The sequence below is a fragment of the Serratia ureilytica genome (assembly GCF_017309605.1).
Lineage (GTDB): Bacteria > Pseudomonadota > Gammaproteobacteria > Enterobacterales > Enterobacteriaceae > Serratia > Serratia ureilytica.
The window spans coordinates 2,903,492-2,921,006 of the sequence record NZ_CP071320.1 but is presented as its reverse complement, the minus strand read 5'-3'; the positions used below and the strand labels follow the sequence as shown (position 1 = coordinate 2,921,006).

The window sequence follows — 17,515 nt, the reverse complement described above, 5'->3', positions numbered from 1 at the left end:
TGACTCACATACCTCCTTTTGGTTAATAAACCGCACGTTTTGACTGGCTCTCAGGGAGCCTGCGTCTTATCCTCGGGGCAATGAGATTTGTATGACTTATATAAATGCGTTTACATGGAGGAGGTCTCATGCGTTTTGACAATAAAGTCGTGGTTATCACCGGTGCGGGCAATGGCATGGGGGAAGCGGCGGCGCGGCGTTTCTCCGCCGAGGGCGCCATTGTGGTGCTGGCCGACTGGGCCAAGGAAGCGGTAGACAAGGTCGCCGCTTCGCTGCCGAAGGGCCGGGCGATGGCGGTACATATCGACGTGTCCGATCACGTCGCGGTTGAAAAAATGATGAACGAGGTGGCGGAAAAACTGGGCCGCATCGACGTCCTGCTGAACAACGCCGGCGTACACGTGGCGGGCAGCGTGCTGGAAACCAGCGTCGACGACTGGCGCCGCATCGCCGGGGTCGATATCGACGGCGTGGTGTTCTGCTCCAAATTCGCCTTGCCGCACCTGCTGAAGACCAAAGGTTGTATCGTCAATACCGCGTCGGTGTCCGGCCTGGGCGGCGACTGGGGCGCGGCCTATTACTGCGCGGCGAAAGGCGCGGTGGTTAACCTGACGCGCGCCATGGCGCTGGATCACGGCGGTGACGGCGTGCGCATCAACTCGGTCTGCCCGAGCCTGGTCAAAACCAACATGACCAACGGCTGGCCGCAGGAGATCCGCGACAAGTTCAATGAGCGCATCGCGCTGGGGCGTGCGGCGGAGCCGGAAGAAGTGGCGGCGGTGATGGCGTTTCTGGCCAGCGACGACGCCAGCTTTATCAATGGCGCCAACATTCCGGTCGATGGCGGGGCGACCGCCTCGGACGGCCAACCGAAGATCGTCTAAGCGTTAATGCGCAGGCCCGGCCATCATGACCGGGCCTGTTGTTTTAGACGCCGATGCGATCGCGCAGCGTGTAGTAGGCCGCGCCGATGGCGGTGAACGGGATCTGCAGATTGCGTCCGCCGAAGAACGGCAGGTGCGGCAGCTTGGCGAAGGCGTCGAAGCGTTCGGCGTCGCCGCGCATCAGCTCGGCGATCAGCTTGCCCGCCAGATGGGTACAGGTCACGCCGTGGCCGCTGTATCCCTGCATGTAGTACACGTTATTCTCCAGCCGGCCGAACTGCGGCATGCGCGACAGCGTCAGCAGGAAGTTGCCGGTCCAGCGATAGTCGATACGCACCCCTTTCAACTGCGGGAAGGTCTTCAGCAGCTTCGGCCGGATCAGGTTATCGATGTCGTCCGGATCGCGCGCGCCGTACACCACGCCGCCGCCGTACAGCAGACGATGATCGGCGGTGATGCGGTAGTAATCCAGCAGGTAGTTGCAGTCCTCCACGCAGTAATTCTGCGGGATCAGCGCCTGCGCTATCTCCGGCGCCAGCGGTTCGGTGGTCACCACCTGGGTACCGCACGGCATGCTGCGCTTGGCCAGCCGCGGCTCCAGCTTATCGCCCAGATAGGCGTTGCCGGCGACGATGACGAAGCGCGCCTTCACCTGGCCATTGGCGGTGCTGATGAGCGCCGGTTCGCCGTGGCGAATGTTCGTCACCGCCGATTGCTCGAAGATGCGCCCGCCCTGCAGGCGAATCGCCTCGGCCTCGCCCAGCGCCAGATTGAGCGGATGGATGTGGCCGCCGCTGTGATCGAGCAGCGCGCCGACGTAACGATCGCTGGCGATCTCCTGGCGCACCCGGTCCGCGTCGAGCAGCTCAAGCTGGGTATTGCCGTAGCGCTCCCAGTTGCGTTTTTGCTCGATCAGCGCATGGAACTGCTTGTTGTTCAGGGCGGCGAAGATGCCGCCGGGGCGGTAGTCGCAGTCGATGGCGTAGCGGCTGATGCGGCTGCGAATGATCTCCGCGCCTTCGAACATCATGCTGCCGAGCAGGCGGGCGCTTTCCGCGCCGTAACGCTCTTCAGTCACATCGATGTCGCGGCTGTAAGAGTTGACCAACTGGCCGCCGTTGCGGCCGCTGGCGCCGAAACCGATGCGCGCCGCTTCCAACACCACCACGTCGTAACCGGCTTCCACCAGGAACAGCGCGGAGGAGAGGCCGGTATAGCCGCCGCCGATCACGCAGACGTCGCATTCGATCGATTCATTCAGTTGCAGATAGGGCTGATGTGCGTTGGCCGTGGCCGCATAATAGCTTTTTACGTGTTCAGTCATGATGTAAGCCCTTATTCCAGCGAGATCCAGGTGGTTTTCAATTCGGTGAATTTGTCCAGCGCATGCAGCGATTTGTCGCGGCCGTTGCCGCTTTGCTTGTAACCGCCGAACGGCACGGTCATGTCGCCGTCGTTGTAGTTGTTGACGAACACCGTACCGGCCTTCAGTTGGCGCGCCATGCGGTGCGCGCGCGCCAGATCGCGGGTCCAGACCGCGGCACCGAGGCCGTAGTCGCTGTCGTTGGCCAGCTGCAGCGCCTGATGCTCGTCGTCGAACGCCGTCACCGCCAGCACCGGGCCGAAGATTTCATCGCGCGCCACGCTCATGGCATTGTCCACCCGGGTGAGGATGGTCGGCCCCAGATAGCCGGCGTGGTCGCCCTGCGGATGGTCGCGCCCGTCGAGGAACAGCGCGGCGCCCTGGCTCAGCCCCCGATCGATATAGCCAGCCACTTTCTCGCAGTGGCCGCTGTCGATCAGCGTGCCCATCACTGTGTCGGGATCGAGCGGATCGCCGGGCACGAAAGCCGCCGCGTGTTTGCGCAGCGCCTGCAGGAACGCTTGCTCAATGCTCGCTTCGACCAGCAGGCGAGTGCCGGCGATGCACACCTGCCCCTGATTGTAGAAGATGCCGGCGGCGGCGCTGCGGGCGGCCTGATCCAGATCCGGGCAGTCGGCGAAGACGATGTTGGCGCTTTTGCCGCCGGCCTCCAGCCAGACACGCTTCATGTTCGATTCGCCGGCGTAAATCATCAGCTGTTTCGCCACCAGCGTAGAGCCGGTAAAGGTGAGGGCGTCGACGTCGCGGTGCAGCGCCAGCGCCTTGCCGGCGTCGTGGCCGTAGCCGGGCACCACGTTCAGCACGCCGTCCGGCAGCCCGGCCTGTTGCGCCAGTTTGCCGAGCAGGATGGCGCTCAGCGGTGACTTTTCGGAGGGTTTGAGCACCACGCTGTTGCCGGCGGCCAGCGCCGGGCCGAGCTTCCAGCAGGCCAGCAGCAACGGGAAGTTCCAGGGCACGATGGCGCCGACCACGCCGATCGGCTCGCGTTCGATCAGCGCCAGCGCGTCGCGACCGGTAGGGGCGATTTCGCCGTACACCTTATCGATCGCTTCGGCGTACCAGCGGATGCAGCGGATAGCGCCCGGCACGTCGTCGCGCAGGCTGTGACGAATCGGTTTGCCGGTGTCCAGCGTTTCCAGCAGCGCCAGCTCTTCGTGATGCTGTTCCATCAGCTCGGCGAAGCGCAGCAGCGTGGCTTTGCGCTGCGCCGGCGCGGCCTGGGCCCAGTCGCCGCGTTCAAAGGCGGCGCGCGCCGCGCTGACCGCCCGATCGATGTCGGCGGCTTCGCCGCGCGCGACCTGCGCCAGCTCACGGCGACCGGCGGGATCTTCGACGGCGAAACGTTTCCCCGCGGCGGCCGGCTGGTAGCGGCCGTCGATAAACAGCTGGTGCTCAATCTTCAGGGCCTGCGCCCGTTGTTGCCAATACTGCAAATGGTGAAAGTTCATGCCTGGCTCCGTTGATCAGAATGTCGTCGGCGTATGGGCGCTGATAATCCGGCAAATGCGCGCCGACGTGTTGCTGAAGCTGTGGGGAATGCCGGTATTGATGGCGTAGCTCTGCCCGGCCTGCAGGTGATAGCTCTGGCCGTTGACCTGCAGCACCACTTCGCCTTCCAGCAGCGTGCCGATCTCTTCCCCTTGGTGTTTGATGCGCTCGCCGGTGGTGGTGCCCGGTTCGTAGGTCTCGATCATCATTGCCAGCGTGCGATTCGGATCGCCGTTATGGATCAGCTTCATCGATACGCCCTGGCTGCCGATCTCGATCAGGTCGTCGCTGTCTATCACGATCTGCGGCTCAGCCGGTTTTTCCGGTTCGGCGAAAAACGCCGACAGCGACAGACCGTATACCGTCAGCAGCTTTTGCAGCGTGCTGATGGCCGGGCTGACCTTGTCTTGCTCGATAGTACTGATGGCGCTGTGGGTTAACCCAGACAGTTCGGCGACCCGGCGCTGCGACAACCCCAATTGTTGACGGATCTGCGACAGACGTTTTCCCGGTGCCAAGCTGACGTCGCTCATGGGCGTTTTTCCTTTTGATAGTTCCGACAGGCGGTAATGAAACCATCAAACAACAGGCGCGACAGGGCGTACTCGTCGCTGTTCCACTCCGGGTGCCACTGCACGCCGAGCGCGAAAGGCTGATCGCGCACGCTGATCGCCTCCACCAGCCCGTCGGCGGCGTGCGCCTCGATGCGAACGCTCGCGCCCAGGGTTTTGGCGCCCTGGCCGTGCAGCGAGTTCACCCAGAATCTGTTGCAATCCGGTATCAGTTGCGAAAGCAGCCCCCCTTCCTGAACGATGACCTCGTGGGCGGGGGCGTATTGCTGTTCCAGCGGCAGGTCGTGATCTTCACGATGCTCCAGCAGCTCGGGCAGTTCGTACAAGCGGCGATGCAGGGTGCCTTGAGTGGCGACCACCATTTCCTGCATGCCGCGGCAAATGGCGAAAAGGGGAATGCGCCTGTCGAATGCCTGGCGGATCAGCGCCAGGCTCAACGCGTCTCGGCCAGGATCGGCGTCAGGCTCATCGCCGTTTTCACCATAAAGGTGCGGCTGCACATTACTGGGGCTGCCGGGCAACAGAATGCCGTCGAGGCGCGGCAACAGTTCCGCCAGCATCTCAGGCTCCGCCAGCGCGTGCGGCAGGGCGATCGGTAAACCGCCGGCGGTGATAACGGCATTCAGGTACTTTTCTTGCAAGGTCTGCGTAAGGTGCCCGTTTAACCTATACCTGCACATGACGACGCCGATGACTGGTCTGTTAAATATATTGTCCATGCTATCCCCTTGGTACGTTCGAAATTATGAACGATAAGCTTCTCCACCGCCGATTTCGTTCAATATTCTATAAATCTAGCAGTCGATTGGGCAATATTCAAACCAAAAGTAACACTTGCAAAACAAATTTGTTTCATCTACGTTTCATTTATGGGCATTATATTGAACAAGACGGTCAATAAACATCGACGACAGCAAAACACAAACGGCGGGTGAACCATGCAGACCAACATCGTAGAAGTGGAAAACTTTGTTCAGCACAGTGAAGAGAGACGAAGTAGCGCGTTCCAGCGCGAAGTGAAGAAGTACCTGGAACGTTATCCGTTAACCCAACATGTCGACGTACTGTTGACCGATCTGAACGGCAGCTTCCGCGGCAAACGCATCCCGGTCGGCGGCCTGAGCAAGCTGGAGAAGGGCTGTTACTTCCCGGCGTCGGTATTTGCGATGGATATTCTCGGCAACGTCGTCGAAGAGGCCGGGCTGGGGCAGGAGCTGGGCGAGCCGGATCACGTGTGCGTGCCGGTGCCGGGCACGCTGACGCCATCGGCGGCGGATCCGCAATATATCGCGCAGGTGCTGCTCACCATGCTGGATGAAGATGGCACTCCCTTTGACGTTGAACCGCGCAATGTGCTGAACCGAGTGTGGCAGCGTTTGCGTCAGCGCGGGCTTTCCCCCGTGGTAGCGGTAGAGTTGGAGTTCTATCTCATCGATCGTCAACGCGACGCAGAGGGCTATCTGCAGCCGCCGTGCGCACCGGGGACCCAGGAGCGCAACACCCAAAGCCAGGTGTATTCCGTCGATAACCTGAACCATTTCGCCGATGTGCTGAGCGAGATCGACGAACTGGCGCGTTTGCAGGGCATTCCGGCGGACGGCGCGGTGGCGGAGGCGTCGCCGGGGCAGTTCGAAGTCAACCTGCACCATACCGACGACGTGCTGCAGGCCTGCGATCATGCGCTGGCGCTGAAGCGGCTGGTGCGCATGGTGGCCGAGAACCACAACATGCAGGCGACCTTTATGGCCAAGCCGTATGAGGAGCACGCCGGCAGCGGCATGCACGTGCACATCAGCATGCTGAATGCGCAGGGCAACAATGTGTTCGCCGATGACGACGGCGAAGATTCGGCGCTGCTGAAACAGGCGCTGGCGGGCATGATCGCCCTGATGCCGTCCTCGATGGCGCTGCTGGCGCCGAACGTCAACGCCTACCGCCGCTTCCAGCCCGGCATGTATGTGCCGACCCAGGCCTCCTGGGGGCATAACAACCGCACCGTGGCGCTGCGCATTCCCTGCGGCGATCGCGATAACCACCGGGTGGAGTATCGCGTGGCGGGCGCCGACGCCAACCCGTATCTGGTGATGGCGACCATTCTGGCCGGCATCGTCTACGGCCTGGAAACCGCATTGCCGCTGCCTGAGCCGGTGACCGGCAACGGGCTGGAGCAGGACGGGCTGCCGTTCCCGATCCGCCAGAGCGACGCCCTGTACGAGTTCGAACATCAGCCGGTGCTCAATGCATTGTTGGGCGAACGCTTCAGCCATGTCTACCTGGCCTGCAAAACCGATGAGCTGGTGCAGTTTGAGCGCCTGATCACCGAAACCGAGATCGAGTGGATGCTGAAAAACGCCTGATCCCGCTCACCCTGTGACTACCGCGCGCGTCCGGCGCATTTCATCGGCTCTCCTGTGGCCGGCGAGGCTGCGCGCTGCGGTACAGAATTTCTTCTATCACGGCGTACAGGACGCCGACGAGGAAATAACCATGACTCAGTCATCCCCCTGCGCAGACGTTTGCCTGTGCCGCAGTGCCGACGGGCCGGTCGCCGGCCGCCCGACAGCGATCCCAACCCGTTTTTACCGCCGCCTGAGCAGCAGTTTCCCTGCGGCCTCTCTGAATGACGTTGCACGGTTGACAGCAGAGGACCAAAAGGGGAAATGCCATGACGACTAAAGCCATCGACGGCGGCCAGGCGGGCAAACCGCAGCTGCGCAAATCCCTCAAGCTGTGGCAGGTGGTGATGATGGGCCTGGCCTATCTGACGCCGATGACGGTGTTTGACACCTTCGGCATCGTCTCCGGCCTCACCGACGGCCATGTGCCGACCTCCTACCTGCTGGCGCTGGCCGGCGTGCTGTTCACCGCCATCAGCTACGGCAAACTGGTGCGCCAGTTTCCCACCGCCGGATCCGCCTACACCTATGCGCAGAAGGCGATCAACCCGCACGTCGGTTTCCTGGTGGGATGGTCGTCGCTGCTGGACTATCTGTTCTTGCCGATGATCAACACGCTGCTGGCCAAGATCTACCTGACCGCGCTGTTCCCGGAGGTGCCGCCCTGGGTGTGGGTGGTGGGCTTCGTGATTCTGATCACCGCCATCAACCTGAAAAGCGTCAATCTGGTGGCCAACTTCAATACCCTGTTCGTACTGGCGCAGGTGGCGATCATTCTGGTATTTATCTACCTGGTGGTACGCGGCCTGCACAACGGCGAGGGGATGGGTACGGTGTGGAGCCTGCGGCCGTTCCTCAGCGAGAATGCGCACCTGCTGCCGATCATTACCGGCGCGACTATCCTGTGCTTCTCGTTCCTCGGCTTTGACGCAGTCACCACGCTGTGTGAAGAGACGCCCGACGCCGCCAAGGTGATCCCGCGCGCCATCTTCCTGACCGCGCTGTACGGCGGGGTGATCTTTATCAGCGTGTCGTTCTTCATTCAGCTGTTTTTCCCGTCCATTCAACGCTTTCATCAGCCCGACGCCGCACTGCCGGAGATTGCGCTGTACGTCGGCGGCAAGCTGTTCCAATCGATCTTCCTGTGCGTGACCTTTATCAACACGCTGGCCTCCGGCCTGGCGTCGCACGCCAGCGTGTCGCGCCTGCTGTACGTGATGGGGCGTGACAACGTGTTCCCGGAGAAATTCTTCGGCTATATCCACCCCAAATGGCGTACGCCGGCGCTGAACGTACTGATGGTCGGGTTGGTGGCGTTGTCGGCGCTGTCATTCGATCTGGTGACCGCCACGGCGCTGATCAACTTCGGCGCGCTGGTGGCCTTTACCTTCGTTAACCTGTCGGTGATCAGCCACTTCTTTATTCGCGAAGGGCGCAACAAAAGCTGGAAGGATCGCTTCAACTTCCTGTTCCTGCCGTTGGTGGGGGCGCTGACGGTGGGGGTGCTGTGGCTGAACCTGGAGAAAAGCTCGCTGACCATGGGGCTTATCTGGGCGACGCTGGGCTTCGGCTATTTGGCCTGGCTGACCCGACGCTTTCGCCAGCCGCCGCCGCAGTTGGAGCGGCAACCGCAGCAATAAATTCACAGGCGGGAGTTTCCCGCCTTTCTTTTTGGCACGTGCGGCAGTAGAGTGAAAAACCTGATAAAAAATAACCTATTGGACCTGCCTTATGCCCGCTTTGCCCTCGCGTACCCGTGCCACGCTGTTCGGTTTGTTGGCCATCGTGCTGTGGAGCAGCGTCGTTGGCCTGATCAGAAGCGTCAGCGAAGGGCTGGGGCCTGTCGGCGGCGCGGCGATGATCTACAGCGTCAGCGCGGTGTTTTTGCTGGTGGCGCTTGGCGTGCCGAAATGGCGCAGCTTTCCGCGGCCTTACCTGATCGTCGGCAGCCTGCTGTTCGTCAGCTACGAGATCTGCCTGTCGCTGTCGCTCGGCTACGCCAATACCCGCCTGCAGGCGATAGAAGTGGGCATGATCAACTACCTGTGGCCCTGTTTCACCGTGCTGATGGCGCTGGCGCTCAACGGCCAAAAGGCGAAATGGTGGCTGCTGCCGGGGCTGTTGCTGTCGCTGTTCGGCATCGGCTGGATCATGAGCGGCGAGGGCGGCTGGTCACCGGCGCAGATGCTGGCCAACGTGCGCAGCAATCCGCTCAGCTATACGCTGGCGTTCAGCGGCGCGGTGATCTGGGCGCTGTATTGCAACCTGACCAAGAAGATCGCCCAGGGCAGCAACGGTGTGGTGCTGTTTATCGTGCTGACCGCGCTGGCGCTGTGGCTGAAGTACGCCTTCAGCGCGGAAAGCGGCATGCAGTTCAGCGTCGGCGTGACCGTGACGCTGCTGTGCGCCGGGGTGGCGATGGGGGCGGGGTATGCCGCCTGGAACGTCGGCATTCTGCACGGCAACATGACGCTGCTGGCGACCGTCTCCTATTTTACCCCGGTGCTGTCGGCGGTGTTCGCCGCGCTGGTGCTGCACACCTCGCTGACCGTCAATTTCTGGCAGGGCGTGGCGATGGTTACCCTGGGTTCGCTGATCTGTTGGCGGGCAACTCGCGGAAATTAACGGAAATTATCCGCCATCGCCGCAATGTTGAACTAGAATTTAACTAGCCATGTTGCCTGAAGGAACGACGACAATGAGAAGTGACATTCAATTTATTCAGCAGCCTGAAATCGACGTGCATCATTATGAGCGCGGCGATACCGTGCGCCTGACCACGGCGAATTTGCGGCATGAATATCAGCTCGATGTTTATATTTTGCGCCGCGATGACAAGCTGATTTACGGTTCGGTCGTCGCGGCGGCGCCCAAAACCGATATTCCGGTCGCCAGCTGGGAGGTCAAAAACGGTGAAGAGGTGGCGTTCCGCCAGGAAAACATCGCCAAAGCGGTGCCGGCGGTAAGCTGATTTCACGTTCCGCACTTTCTCCTGATGCTGATGAAGGCCGACGCTTGCGCGTCGGCTTTTTCTTTTCCACCTCGTGATGACGCCCTGATGTCATTTGGCTTAAAAACTGCGCTAAAAAACGCGACACATGACAAAAATCACAGCGAATGTGAATTTGCATGAAACATAATTTGACAAATGTGAACGCAATCGATTACCTATTCGCGAAATGCGTAACTGGATCACAGATTCTTACAGTCAGTGGTTTCTATAATGCGCGCGTCATCCGAGTTTCTGTGTGAAGACAACGCCAGGTGTCGGCAGACTCATTGTCATCTTTTCTAAACGGGCAGGAAATGGCCCTTTAAGCATGTGGTAATAAAATGAAAAAAATAGCTCTCGCAGCAGGTGTACTGCTCGCAGCGTCTTACAGTGCATCATCAATGGCTGATAGCAAAGACAGTCAATATGTCTCCGACTGGTGGCACCAGAGCGTTAACGTGGTGGGCAGCTACCACACCCGTTTCGGGCCGCAACTGAATAACGACGTGTATCTCGAATACGAAGCCTTCGCCAAGAAAGACTGGTTCGATTTCTACGGCTACGTTGACGTGCCGAAGTTCTTCGGCGTGGGCAATACCCCGGACCGCGGCATCTGGGACAAAGGCTCCCCGCTGTTTATGGAGATTGAACCGCGCTTCTCCATCGACAAGCTGACCGGCACCGATCTGAGCTTCGGTCCGTTCAAAGAGTGGTACTTCGCCAACAACTACATCTATGACCTGGGCCATAACGCCGACGGCCGTCAGAACACCTGGTACATGGGCCTGGGTACCGATATCGACACCGGCCTGCCGATGAGCCTGTCGATGAACATCTATGCCAAATACCAGTGGGAAAACTACCAGGCCGCCAACGAGAACAGCTGGGACGGTTACCGCTTCAAGGTGAAATACTTTGTGCCGCTGACCCAGGTGTGGGGCGGCAATCTGAGCTACATCGGCTTCACCAACTTCGATTTCGGTTCCGATCTGGGCAAGGACAGCCATTGGGTTGACGGCACCGGCAAACAGGTGCGCACCGGTAACTCTATCGCCTCCAGCCATATTTTGGCGCTGAACTACGATCACTGGCACTATTCTTTCGTGGCGCGTTATTTCCATAACGGCGGTCAGTGGCAGGATGGCGCGGAGATCGGCACGCCGCAGGGCCCGATCAAGTCTACCGGTTGGGGTTACTACCTGGTGGTCGGCTATAACTTCTGATTTTCCGTGTTATCAGAAACAGAAAACCCCGCCAGGCGGGGTTTTTTTTCGTCATCACTGGGCTTGTTCTACCGGGAGATGCCTCACCGGCATAAACAGCCTGCCTTTGATCACGTGACATTCATTATTTATCCAACTAATGATTTGTTCACGGCTGACGCCTTCCGACTGCGCGTAACGATGAAGATCGCCGTTAAAGTGCCGAGTGATGTATTCCATGAGGGTCATTTGCACGTCTTTTGCTCCTGAACGCCCACCCGTTGCCAGCCTGGCCACCGCGGGAGGTTAAGGTTTCTCAGACAGCGAATGTAAATTATCGGCAACGAAATCTCAACATAAAGCACCAGATTGGGGCGATGCCGGTGGGAAAAAGAATCCCGCACGGAAAGGCGGGAAGTGTTCGATATTATCATTCTGGATGATAAGAATAAGATTTGAGGTGCGACGAAAAAGAGCACGCTAACTCTTTTTTGTTACCGTCCCACGCTAGCGGAAGGCTTATTTTTCTTCAAGAAAAATCGGGGGTAGATTTCGGAATTCTCGAGGCGTTTTGCGTTAAAACAAGAGAGTGGCGCGAATGCCGTAAAACCGCACTGTCATCTCGGAGTTTTCCTTATACTTTGCCCGGAAAAGGCCAACTATAGTAAACAGAGTCCCCCACGCAGGAATACACAACATGAACAAACGTCGTACGACTCTCACGGTGTTGGCACTGATTGCATCGCTGGGGTTGTCATCCGCCCCGGCCATGGCCGACAAAGGCGGCAATGGTAACGGCAACGGCAATGGTAACGGCAACGGCAACGGGCATGGCAACAGCGGCAATCACGGCAATAACGGTAACCACGGCAACAACGGCAATCACGGCAACAAAGATAAAGGCGACTATAGAGACTATAGAAACGACGACAATCTGGTTTCCGTCAGCCTCTCGCGCGACCGCGCCCGTTCGCTGGCGCACACCTACGGGCTGACCGGCTACCGCTCGTTGCCGCCGGGCATCGCCAAGAATCTGGCGCGCGGCAAACCGCTGCCGCCGGGCATCGCCAAAAAAATGGTGCCGTCTTCGATGCTGCGTGAACTGCCGCAGTATCCGGGTTATGAATGGCGCATCGCCGGCGACGATCTGGTGCTGGTCGCGCTCAGCACCGCGATTGTGGCTTCCGTCATCAACGGCGTGTTCGATTAACGCCGGTTGGGTCTCATCGGCCTCGCTGCGGCGGGGCCTTTTTTATTTGCCGGCGCGGGGCTGACGTGGTGAACTTGGCGCCTGACCTTTTCACTGCATCATAAGGGAGGCGCCATGTTCAGGGCGTTATTGATAGCGTGTTGCCTGACCAGTTTTCCGGCGTTGGCGGACGGTGGCGCCGCTATCGGCGAGCTGGTGAACCAACGGCTGTCGTTGATGAAAGACGTGGCCGGTTACAAGGCGCAGCAGCATTTGCCGATCGAAGATCTGGCGCAGGAGGCGAAGGTGTTGGCCAACGCGCAGGCGGAAGCGGGGCGTTTGGGGCTGGAGCCGGCGTCGGTACGGCCTTTTATCACCGCGCAGATGGACGCCGCCAAGGCGATTCAGTACCGCTATCGCGCCGACTGGTTGGCGAGCCCGGAAAGCGATTGGCAGCCGCGCCCGCTGGCGCAGGTGCGGGTGGAGATCGGGCAATTGAGCAGCCGGATACTGCAGCGTTTGGCGGCGCGGCTGCGCGCCGGCCCGCTTGACGCGGCGGATCGGGCGGCGTTTATGGCGTCCGTGGAACAGGTGAATCTCAGCGCCGCCGACAAGCGGCGGCTGGCGGATGCGCTGCTGGCGGTCAAAGCCGACAGCGCGCGCTGATCGTCAGTCGCGGCCGACGGTGCTGCGGCGGAAGGTCAGCATCCGGCTGCGGTTGGCGATGAGATCCACGTTGTAACCGCGGAAATAGAGGCAAAAGCGTTTCAACCACGGGCCGTCCTGGCACTCCACCAGCATGCGGCCCTGGCCCAGCGGGCTGAGCGTGCCGGTCTGCGCCGCCGGGCCGACGCCGATATGCACCCGATTGCCGCTAATTTCAAAGGCGGTGCGATAGTGCGGGTGGTACCACAGCCCCTGCACATGCTTCAGGCAGTCGCCGTTGGCCGTGACCGGCAGGAAACGGCGCGCCACGTGTCCAACCTCGCCCTCTACCGCTTCGCCGGTCCACTTCAGCCTGATGGGCATATGAGCGGATAGCGACACCGCGTACCCGTCCTCCCCTTGATACAGCGGTTCATCGCTGCCCAGATAGGCCAGGTTGCCGTCTTTGACCTCCAGCCAGTGCGGCTCCGCCAGCGTGGCGTAGAGACCGTCGGGGATCGCCGTGCTGCGCTGCGGCAAAGGTTCGCCCAGCAGCGCTGCCATCACCTGCAAAGCCATGCCGAAACTGTCGCAATCTTCGCGGTTGGCCACCAGCGCGACGCCGGCCTGACGGTCGGGCGCCAGCAGGAAATAGGTTTTGTAACCGGCGTGGGAGCCGCCGTGGCCCAGCAGGCTGCGGCGGCCCAGCGGCGTGCGCGCCAGCCCCAGGCCATAGGCGCTGAGTTGGCCCTGATTGAGGCGGCGCGGCGCGCTGAGTTGCGCCAGCACGCCCTGACCGGGGCCTTGGTCCGCCAACAGCGTTTGCAGCCAGCGGGTGAGGGCGTTGACGCTGCCGGTCAGGCAGCCGGAGGCGGAAAGGTGCAGGCCGGCGCTGGCGTGTTGCCAGCCCTGCGGCGCCCGCCAGTAACCCGGCACCAACCCCGGCACCACGTCGAACCAGCTTTCCGGCGCCCGCATCTGCACCTGCAGCGGCTGGGCGATATGCCGTTGCACCAACTGGTCGAAATCATACCCTTTGCTGCGCAGCGCGGCCTCCAGCAGCCGATAGCCGGTATTGCTGTAGGCGATCTCGCTGCCGGCCTCATAGTTCAACCTTTCCAGCCCCTCGACAAACTGCATCACCGGCTGCGCCTCGCTGACGGCATGCAGCGAGATGCCGAGTAGGCCGAGCGTCTCGCGCACGTCAGGCAGGCCGCCGGTCATGTCCAGCGCCTGGCCGACGGTGACGTCCGCCAGCGCAGGCTGCAGGGCGGGGAGCAGTTCACCCAGGCGTTGTTCCAGCCGAACGGCGCGATCGGTGGCGTTCAGCGCCAGCGCGGCGAAGATATGCTTGGTCACTGAGGCATAGCGCACCACGCTGTCGGCGGTGAAGGGGGTGTTCTGCGCCAGATCGGCCAGGCCGGCGCAGGCGGTGGCGCGGAGTTGTTCGGCGTCAAACAGGGTGATGGCGCCGCCGGGTTCGCCACGCCGTTGCCAGCCGGCCAGCAGTTGTTCGGCGACGGCGCCGGCAGCGCGCCAGTTTAACGGTGTTACAGACATAGGGCCTCCAGAGAGATATTCGAAACGGGCCAGTTGGCCACAGGCCGCCCGGTGCTGACGATGAACACGGGCTTTTGGGCTGATTGTGGCGCAGTGCGTTTTTCGTCGGCCGCTGTTTTGTGCGCTGTTTGGACCAGTTAGCGGGGAATCACGCGAAACTTTGATATAGCGCGCAGATTGCCGCTGGCGTTGCGGTTAAAGGCAGGAGAAAAACAGGCGCCCGGCGGCGCCTGTAAAGGGGGATCAGTTCAGCCTGGCGGCACCGTCCAACAGGCTTTCAACCATCTGCTTGAGCAGGCGCTGCAGCGAGGCGGCGCGCTGTGGTTCGAACGCGAAAGGATACTGTTCGGACATGTAGTTGACCTGCGCCAGCTCGAGCTGGATCGCATGCTGTTGCTGCTGCGGTTGACCGTAGGCGCGGGTGATGTAACCGCCCTTGAAGCGGCCGTTCAGCACGTGGGTGTACTGCTGTTGCTGCTCGCAGCAGGCGACCAGCCGATCGCTCAGCGCCTGGGCGCAGCTTTCGCCGCCGTTGGTGCCGAGGTTGAGATCCGGCAGTTTGCCGTCGAACAGCCGCGGGATCACCGAGGCGATGGAGTGCGCGTCGAACAGCAACGCATAGCCGTGCCGCGCTTTGAGGCGCGCCAGCTCGTTCTGCAGCTGCTGATGATAAGGTTGCCAAATTTGCTGCAGATAGCCGGCGCGTTCTGTGTCCGTCGGCGTTTTGCCCGGCAGGAAGCTTGGGCGGCCGTCGAACAGCACGTCGGGATACAGACCGGTGGTGGCGGTGGTGTACAGCGGTTTGTCGTCCGCCGGGCGGTTCAGATCGATGACGAAGCGCGAATAGTTGCCGACCAGCACGCTGGCGCCCATCGCCCGGGCGAAGTCGTACAGCTGCGGAATGTGCCAGTCGGTATCGGGCAGCGGGCGGGCGTCGTCGGTCAACCCGGCCTCGACCGCCGGCGTCAGTTGCGTGCCGGCGTGCGGGATGCTGATCAGCAGCGGCAGGCTGCCGGTCTGGAAGCTAAAAGGATCGCGAATGGTCATTGACGTACTTCTCCTCGGAAAATCACCGTACAGGGCAGCTGGCCGCCCAACCAATAAGCCAGTTCCGCCGGCCGCGACAGCGGCCAGTGAACGAAGTCCGCCACCTTGCCGGTTTCCAGCGTGCCGTGGCTGTGTTGCAGCCCCAACGCTTTGGCGGCGTGGGTCGTAACGCCCGCCAGCGCTTCTTCCGGCGTCAGGCGGAACAGCGTGCAGGCCATGTTGATCATCAGGCGCAGCGACAGCGCCGGCGAGGTGCCGGGGTTGGCATCGCTGGCGATCGCCATCGCCACATGGTGCTTGCGGAACAGCTCCACCGGCGGGCACTGGGTTTCGCGCAGCAGGTAGTAGGCGCCGGGCAGCAGCACCGCCACGGTGCCGGCGTCGCCCATGGCGCGGGCATCTTGTTCGGTGGCGTATTCGAGATGGTCGGCGGAGAGCGCGTGATGGCGCGCCGCCAGCGTGCTGCCGCCGAGGGCGGAGAGCTGTTCGGCGTGCAGTTTGACCGGCAAACCGGCGGCTTCGGCGGCGGCGAAGACTCGCTCCACCTGCGCCGGTGAGAACGCCAGATGTTCGCAGAAGGCGTCAACCGCATCCGCCAGGCCGGCGGCGGCGGCCTGCGGGATGATGGTATCGCAGACCAGATTGATGTAGTCGTCGGCGCGGTTGGCGTATTCCGGCGGCAGCGCATGGGCCGCCAGACAGGTGGTTTTCACCTCGACCGGCAGCAGCTCGCCCAGTTTGCGCGCCACGCGCAGCGTTTTCAGCTCGCTTTCCAGGCTGAGGCCGTAACCGGATTTGATCTCCACGCAGGTGACGCCTTCCGCCAGCAGCGGACGCAGGCGGAACAGCGCCTGTTCCAGCAGCAGCGCTTCGTCGGCTTCGCGGGTGGCTTTCACGGTGGAGATGATGCCGCCGCCCTGCGCGGCGATGTCGGCGTAGCTTACGCCGTTCAGCCGCTGTTCGAATTCGCCGCTGCGGTTGCCGCCGAACACCAGGTGCGTGTGGCAATCAACAAAGCCGGGGGTGACGATGCCGCCGTCGAATTTCACCGTTTCGTCCGCGATCAGGCCGGGCGGCAGCGCCGCATGTTCGCCAATCCAGACGATCTTGCCGTCGCGCACGGCGATCGCGCCGTCGGTCAGGGTGTGATATTTGCCGTCGCGCATGGTGACGATATCGGCGCCGTGCCACAGGCTGTCACAGTGAATCTCAGACGTCATTGCTTTCCTCCGCCGGAGCCGCAGCTCCCACATGGTTGTATATACAATTAAAAACAACCTAACGCATTCACCGGGATGTCACAAGAGGCGGGAGAGATTTTGTTATCAGGATGTGATCGACCGCGGAGATGCGGGCGCAGGGCGCGCCCGACGGGGATCAGACTTCGCTGGTGAAGCGGCCGAACAGTTGATAGCGGCTGCCGGGGTACAGCAGCCGGGCCGAGGTCACCACGGTTTTGCCGGACCAGGTGCGGCGGTGGATCAGCAGGCCGGGTTCGTGGTCTTCCAGCTGCAGCAGCTCGCGTTCACGTCGGGTCGGGATCACCGCTTCGACGATGTGTTCGCCGGCGGTCAGCGGCGCGGCCTGCGTCAGATAGGTGTAAGGCGTGACGCGGTCGAAATCCTGCTTCAGGTAATCCGGCGCCACCAGCGGGTTGACGCAGCGGTCTTCCACCTGCACCGGCACGTCGTTTTCGTAATGCACGATCTGCGAGTAGAACAGCCGTTGGCCGGGGTGAATGCCGAGCGCCGTCGCCTCTTCCTCGCTGGCCGCTCGGGCCTTCAGCTCGAGGATCTTGCTGCTGTGGCGATGACCGCGCGCGGCTATCTCATCGGCGATGTTGTGCACTTCCAGCAGCGCGGTGTGCGCCTTGGCTTCGGCGACGAAGGTGCCGACGCCCTGCATGCGGATCAGAAAACCTTCGCTGGTCAGCTCGCGCAGCGCGCGGTTGATGGTCATGCGGCTGACGCCCAGTTCCGCCACCAGTTCACTTTCGGAGGGCACGCGCTGGTGCGGTTGCCAGTGCCCCGCACGGATTTGATTCACGATCGCCTGTTTGACCCGTTGGTAGATCGGGGCGGGGGCATCGCTCATTGCAGCCGCCAGTTGTAACACGGTCTGTTGTTCAGCCACGACGTTAACCTCGTCAAATAAAA

17 protein-coding genes are annotated in these 17,515 nt (G+C 61.5%); 8 read left to right on the top strand and 9 right to left on the bottom strand.

Annotated features, from left to right (window positions below; genetic code table 11):
• Positions 1-128 precede the first annotated feature (128 nt).
• The gene (gene budC, locus J0X03_RS13590; RefSeq protein ID WP_025302549.1) at positions 129-884 is read left to right on the top strand and encodes a meso-2,3-butanediol dehydrogenase; all 756 of its coding nucleotides are present in this window, start codon (positions 129-131) and stop codon (positions 882-884) included.
• 43 nt (positions 885-927) lie between these two features.
• Here the strand turns inward: budC and J0X03_RS13585 are convergent, their stop codons facing one another.
• The 4 genes from J0X03_RS13585 to puuD are packed head-to-tail and all read right to left on the bottom strand — an operon-like array spanning position 928 to position 5,047.
• Positions 928-2,208: an NAD(P)/FAD-dependent oxidoreductase gene (locus J0X03_RS13585; RefSeq protein ID WP_206975654.1), complete on the bottom strand. Its 1,281-nt coding sequence runs from the start codon at positions 2,206-2,208 to the stop codon at positions 928-930.
• 11 nt (positions 2,209-2,219) lie between these two features.
• Positions 2,220-3,716 (bottom strand): aldehyde dehydrogenase PuuC, encoded by a 1,497-nt coding sequence (gene puuC, locus J0X03_RS13580; protein ID WP_047575690.1) that lies wholly within the window; start codon positions 3,714-3,716, stop codon positions 2,220-2,222.
• 15 nt (positions 3,717-3,731) lie between these two features.
• Positions 3,732-4,289: an HTH-type transcriptional regulator PuuR gene (gene puuR / locus J0X03_RS13575; RefSeq protein ID WP_033642801.1), complete on the bottom strand. Its 558-nt coding sequence runs from the start codon at positions 4,287-4,289 to the stop codon at positions 3,732-3,734.
• Complete coding sequence (gene puuD / locus J0X03_RS13570) at positions 4,286-5,047, bottom strand: gamma-glutamyl-gamma-aminobutyrate hydrolase (protein WP_025302552.1); 762 nt, start codon at positions 5,045-5,047, stop codon at positions 4,286-4,288. The genes puuR and puuD overlap by 4 nt, the downstream gene beginning before the upstream one ends.
• A gap of 219 nt (positions 5,048-5,266) precedes the next feature.
• Here puuD and J0X03_RS13565 point away from each other — a divergent pair, with 219 nt between their 5' ends.
• From J0X03_RS13565 to J0X03_RS13545, 5 genes are all read left to right on the top strand, one after another.
• Positions 5,267-6,685: a glutamine synthetase family protein gene (locus J0X03_RS13565; RefSeq protein WP_123894721.1), complete on the top strand. Its 1,419-nt coding sequence runs from the start codon at positions 5,267-5,269 to the stop codon at positions 6,683-6,685.
• A gap of 308 nt (positions 6,686-6,993) precedes the next feature.
• Positions 6,994-8,364, top strand: coding sequence for an APC family permease (locus J0X03_RS13560; protein ID WP_033642803.1), 1,371 nt, complete (start codon positions 6,994-6,996; stop codon positions 8,362-8,364).
• A 91-nt stretch (positions 8,365-8,455) separates the two neighbouring features.
• On the top strand, positions 8,456-9,349 hold the full coding sequence (gene yddG / locus J0X03_RS13555; protein ID WP_033642805.1) for an aromatic amino acid DMT transporter YddG: 894 nt from the start codon (positions 8,456-8,458) through the stop codon (positions 9,347-9,349).
• Positions 9,350-9,422: 73 nt separating this feature from the next.
• Positions 9,423-9,695, top strand: coding sequence for a hypothetical protein (locus tag J0X03_RS13550; protein WP_033642807.1), 273 nt, complete (start codon positions 9,423-9,425; stop codon positions 9,693-9,695).
• Between the two features lie 362 nt (positions 9,696-10,057).
• On the top strand, positions 10,058-10,939 hold the full coding sequence (locus J0X03_RS13545) for a nucleoside-specific channel-forming protein Tsx (protein WP_033642808.1): 882 nt from the start codon (positions 10,058-10,060) through the stop codon (positions 10,937-10,939).
• 54 nt (positions 10,940-10,993) lie between these two features.
• Here J0X03_RS13545 and J0X03_RS13540 read toward each other — a convergent pair whose 3' ends face one another.
• On the bottom strand, positions 10,994-11,173 hold the full coding sequence (locus tag J0X03_RS13540; protein WP_033642811.1) for a hypothetical protein: 180 nt from the start codon (positions 11,171-11,173) through the stop codon (positions 10,994-10,996).
• Between the two features lie 442 nt (positions 11,174-11,615).
• Here J0X03_RS13540 and J0X03_RS13535 point away from each other — a divergent pair, with 442 nt between their 5' ends.
• Entirely contained in the window at positions 11,616-12,128 is a 513-nt protein-coding gene (locus tag J0X03_RS13535; protein WP_160204200.1) for an anti-virulence regulator CigR family protein, read from the top strand.
• Positions 12,129-12,242: 114 nt separating this feature from the next.
• Positions 12,243-12,773, top strand: coding sequence for a chorismate mutase (locus J0X03_RS13530; protein WP_129993142.1), 531 nt, complete (start codon positions 12,243-12,245; stop codon positions 12,771-12,773).
• A gap of 3 nt (positions 12,774-12,776) precedes the next feature.
• Here the strand turns inward: J0X03_RS13530 and J0X03_RS13525 are convergent, their stop codons facing one another.
• The 4 genes from J0X03_RS13525 to hutC form a co-directional block, all read right to left on the bottom strand.
• Positions 12,777-14,312: a serine hydrolase domain-containing protein gene (locus tag J0X03_RS13525; RefSeq protein WP_129993141.1), complete on the bottom strand. Its 1,536-nt coding sequence runs from the start codon at positions 14,310-14,312 to the stop codon at positions 12,777-12,779.
• Between the two features lie 243 nt (positions 14,313-14,555).
• A complete protein-coding gene (gene hutG / locus J0X03_RS13520; protein ID WP_069100092.1) occupies positions 14,556-15,359 on the bottom strand; it encodes an N-formylglutamate deformylase in 804 nt (267 codons plus the stop codon).
• On the bottom strand, positions 15,356-16,579 hold the full coding sequence (gene hutI / locus J0X03_RS13515; RefSeq protein WP_160204201.1) for an imidazolonepropionase: 1,224 nt from the start codon (positions 16,577-16,579) through the stop codon (positions 15,356-15,358). The genes hutG and hutI overlap by 4 nt, the downstream gene beginning before the upstream one ends.
• Positions 16,580-16,736: 157 nt before the next feature.
• Positions 16,737-17,492: a histidine utilization repressor gene (gene hutC, locus J0X03_RS13510; RefSeq protein ID WP_033638258.1), complete on the bottom strand. Its 756-nt coding sequence runs from the start codon at positions 17,490-17,492 to the stop codon at positions 16,737-16,739.
• Between the last annotated feature and the right edge of the window lie 23 nt (positions 17,493-17,515).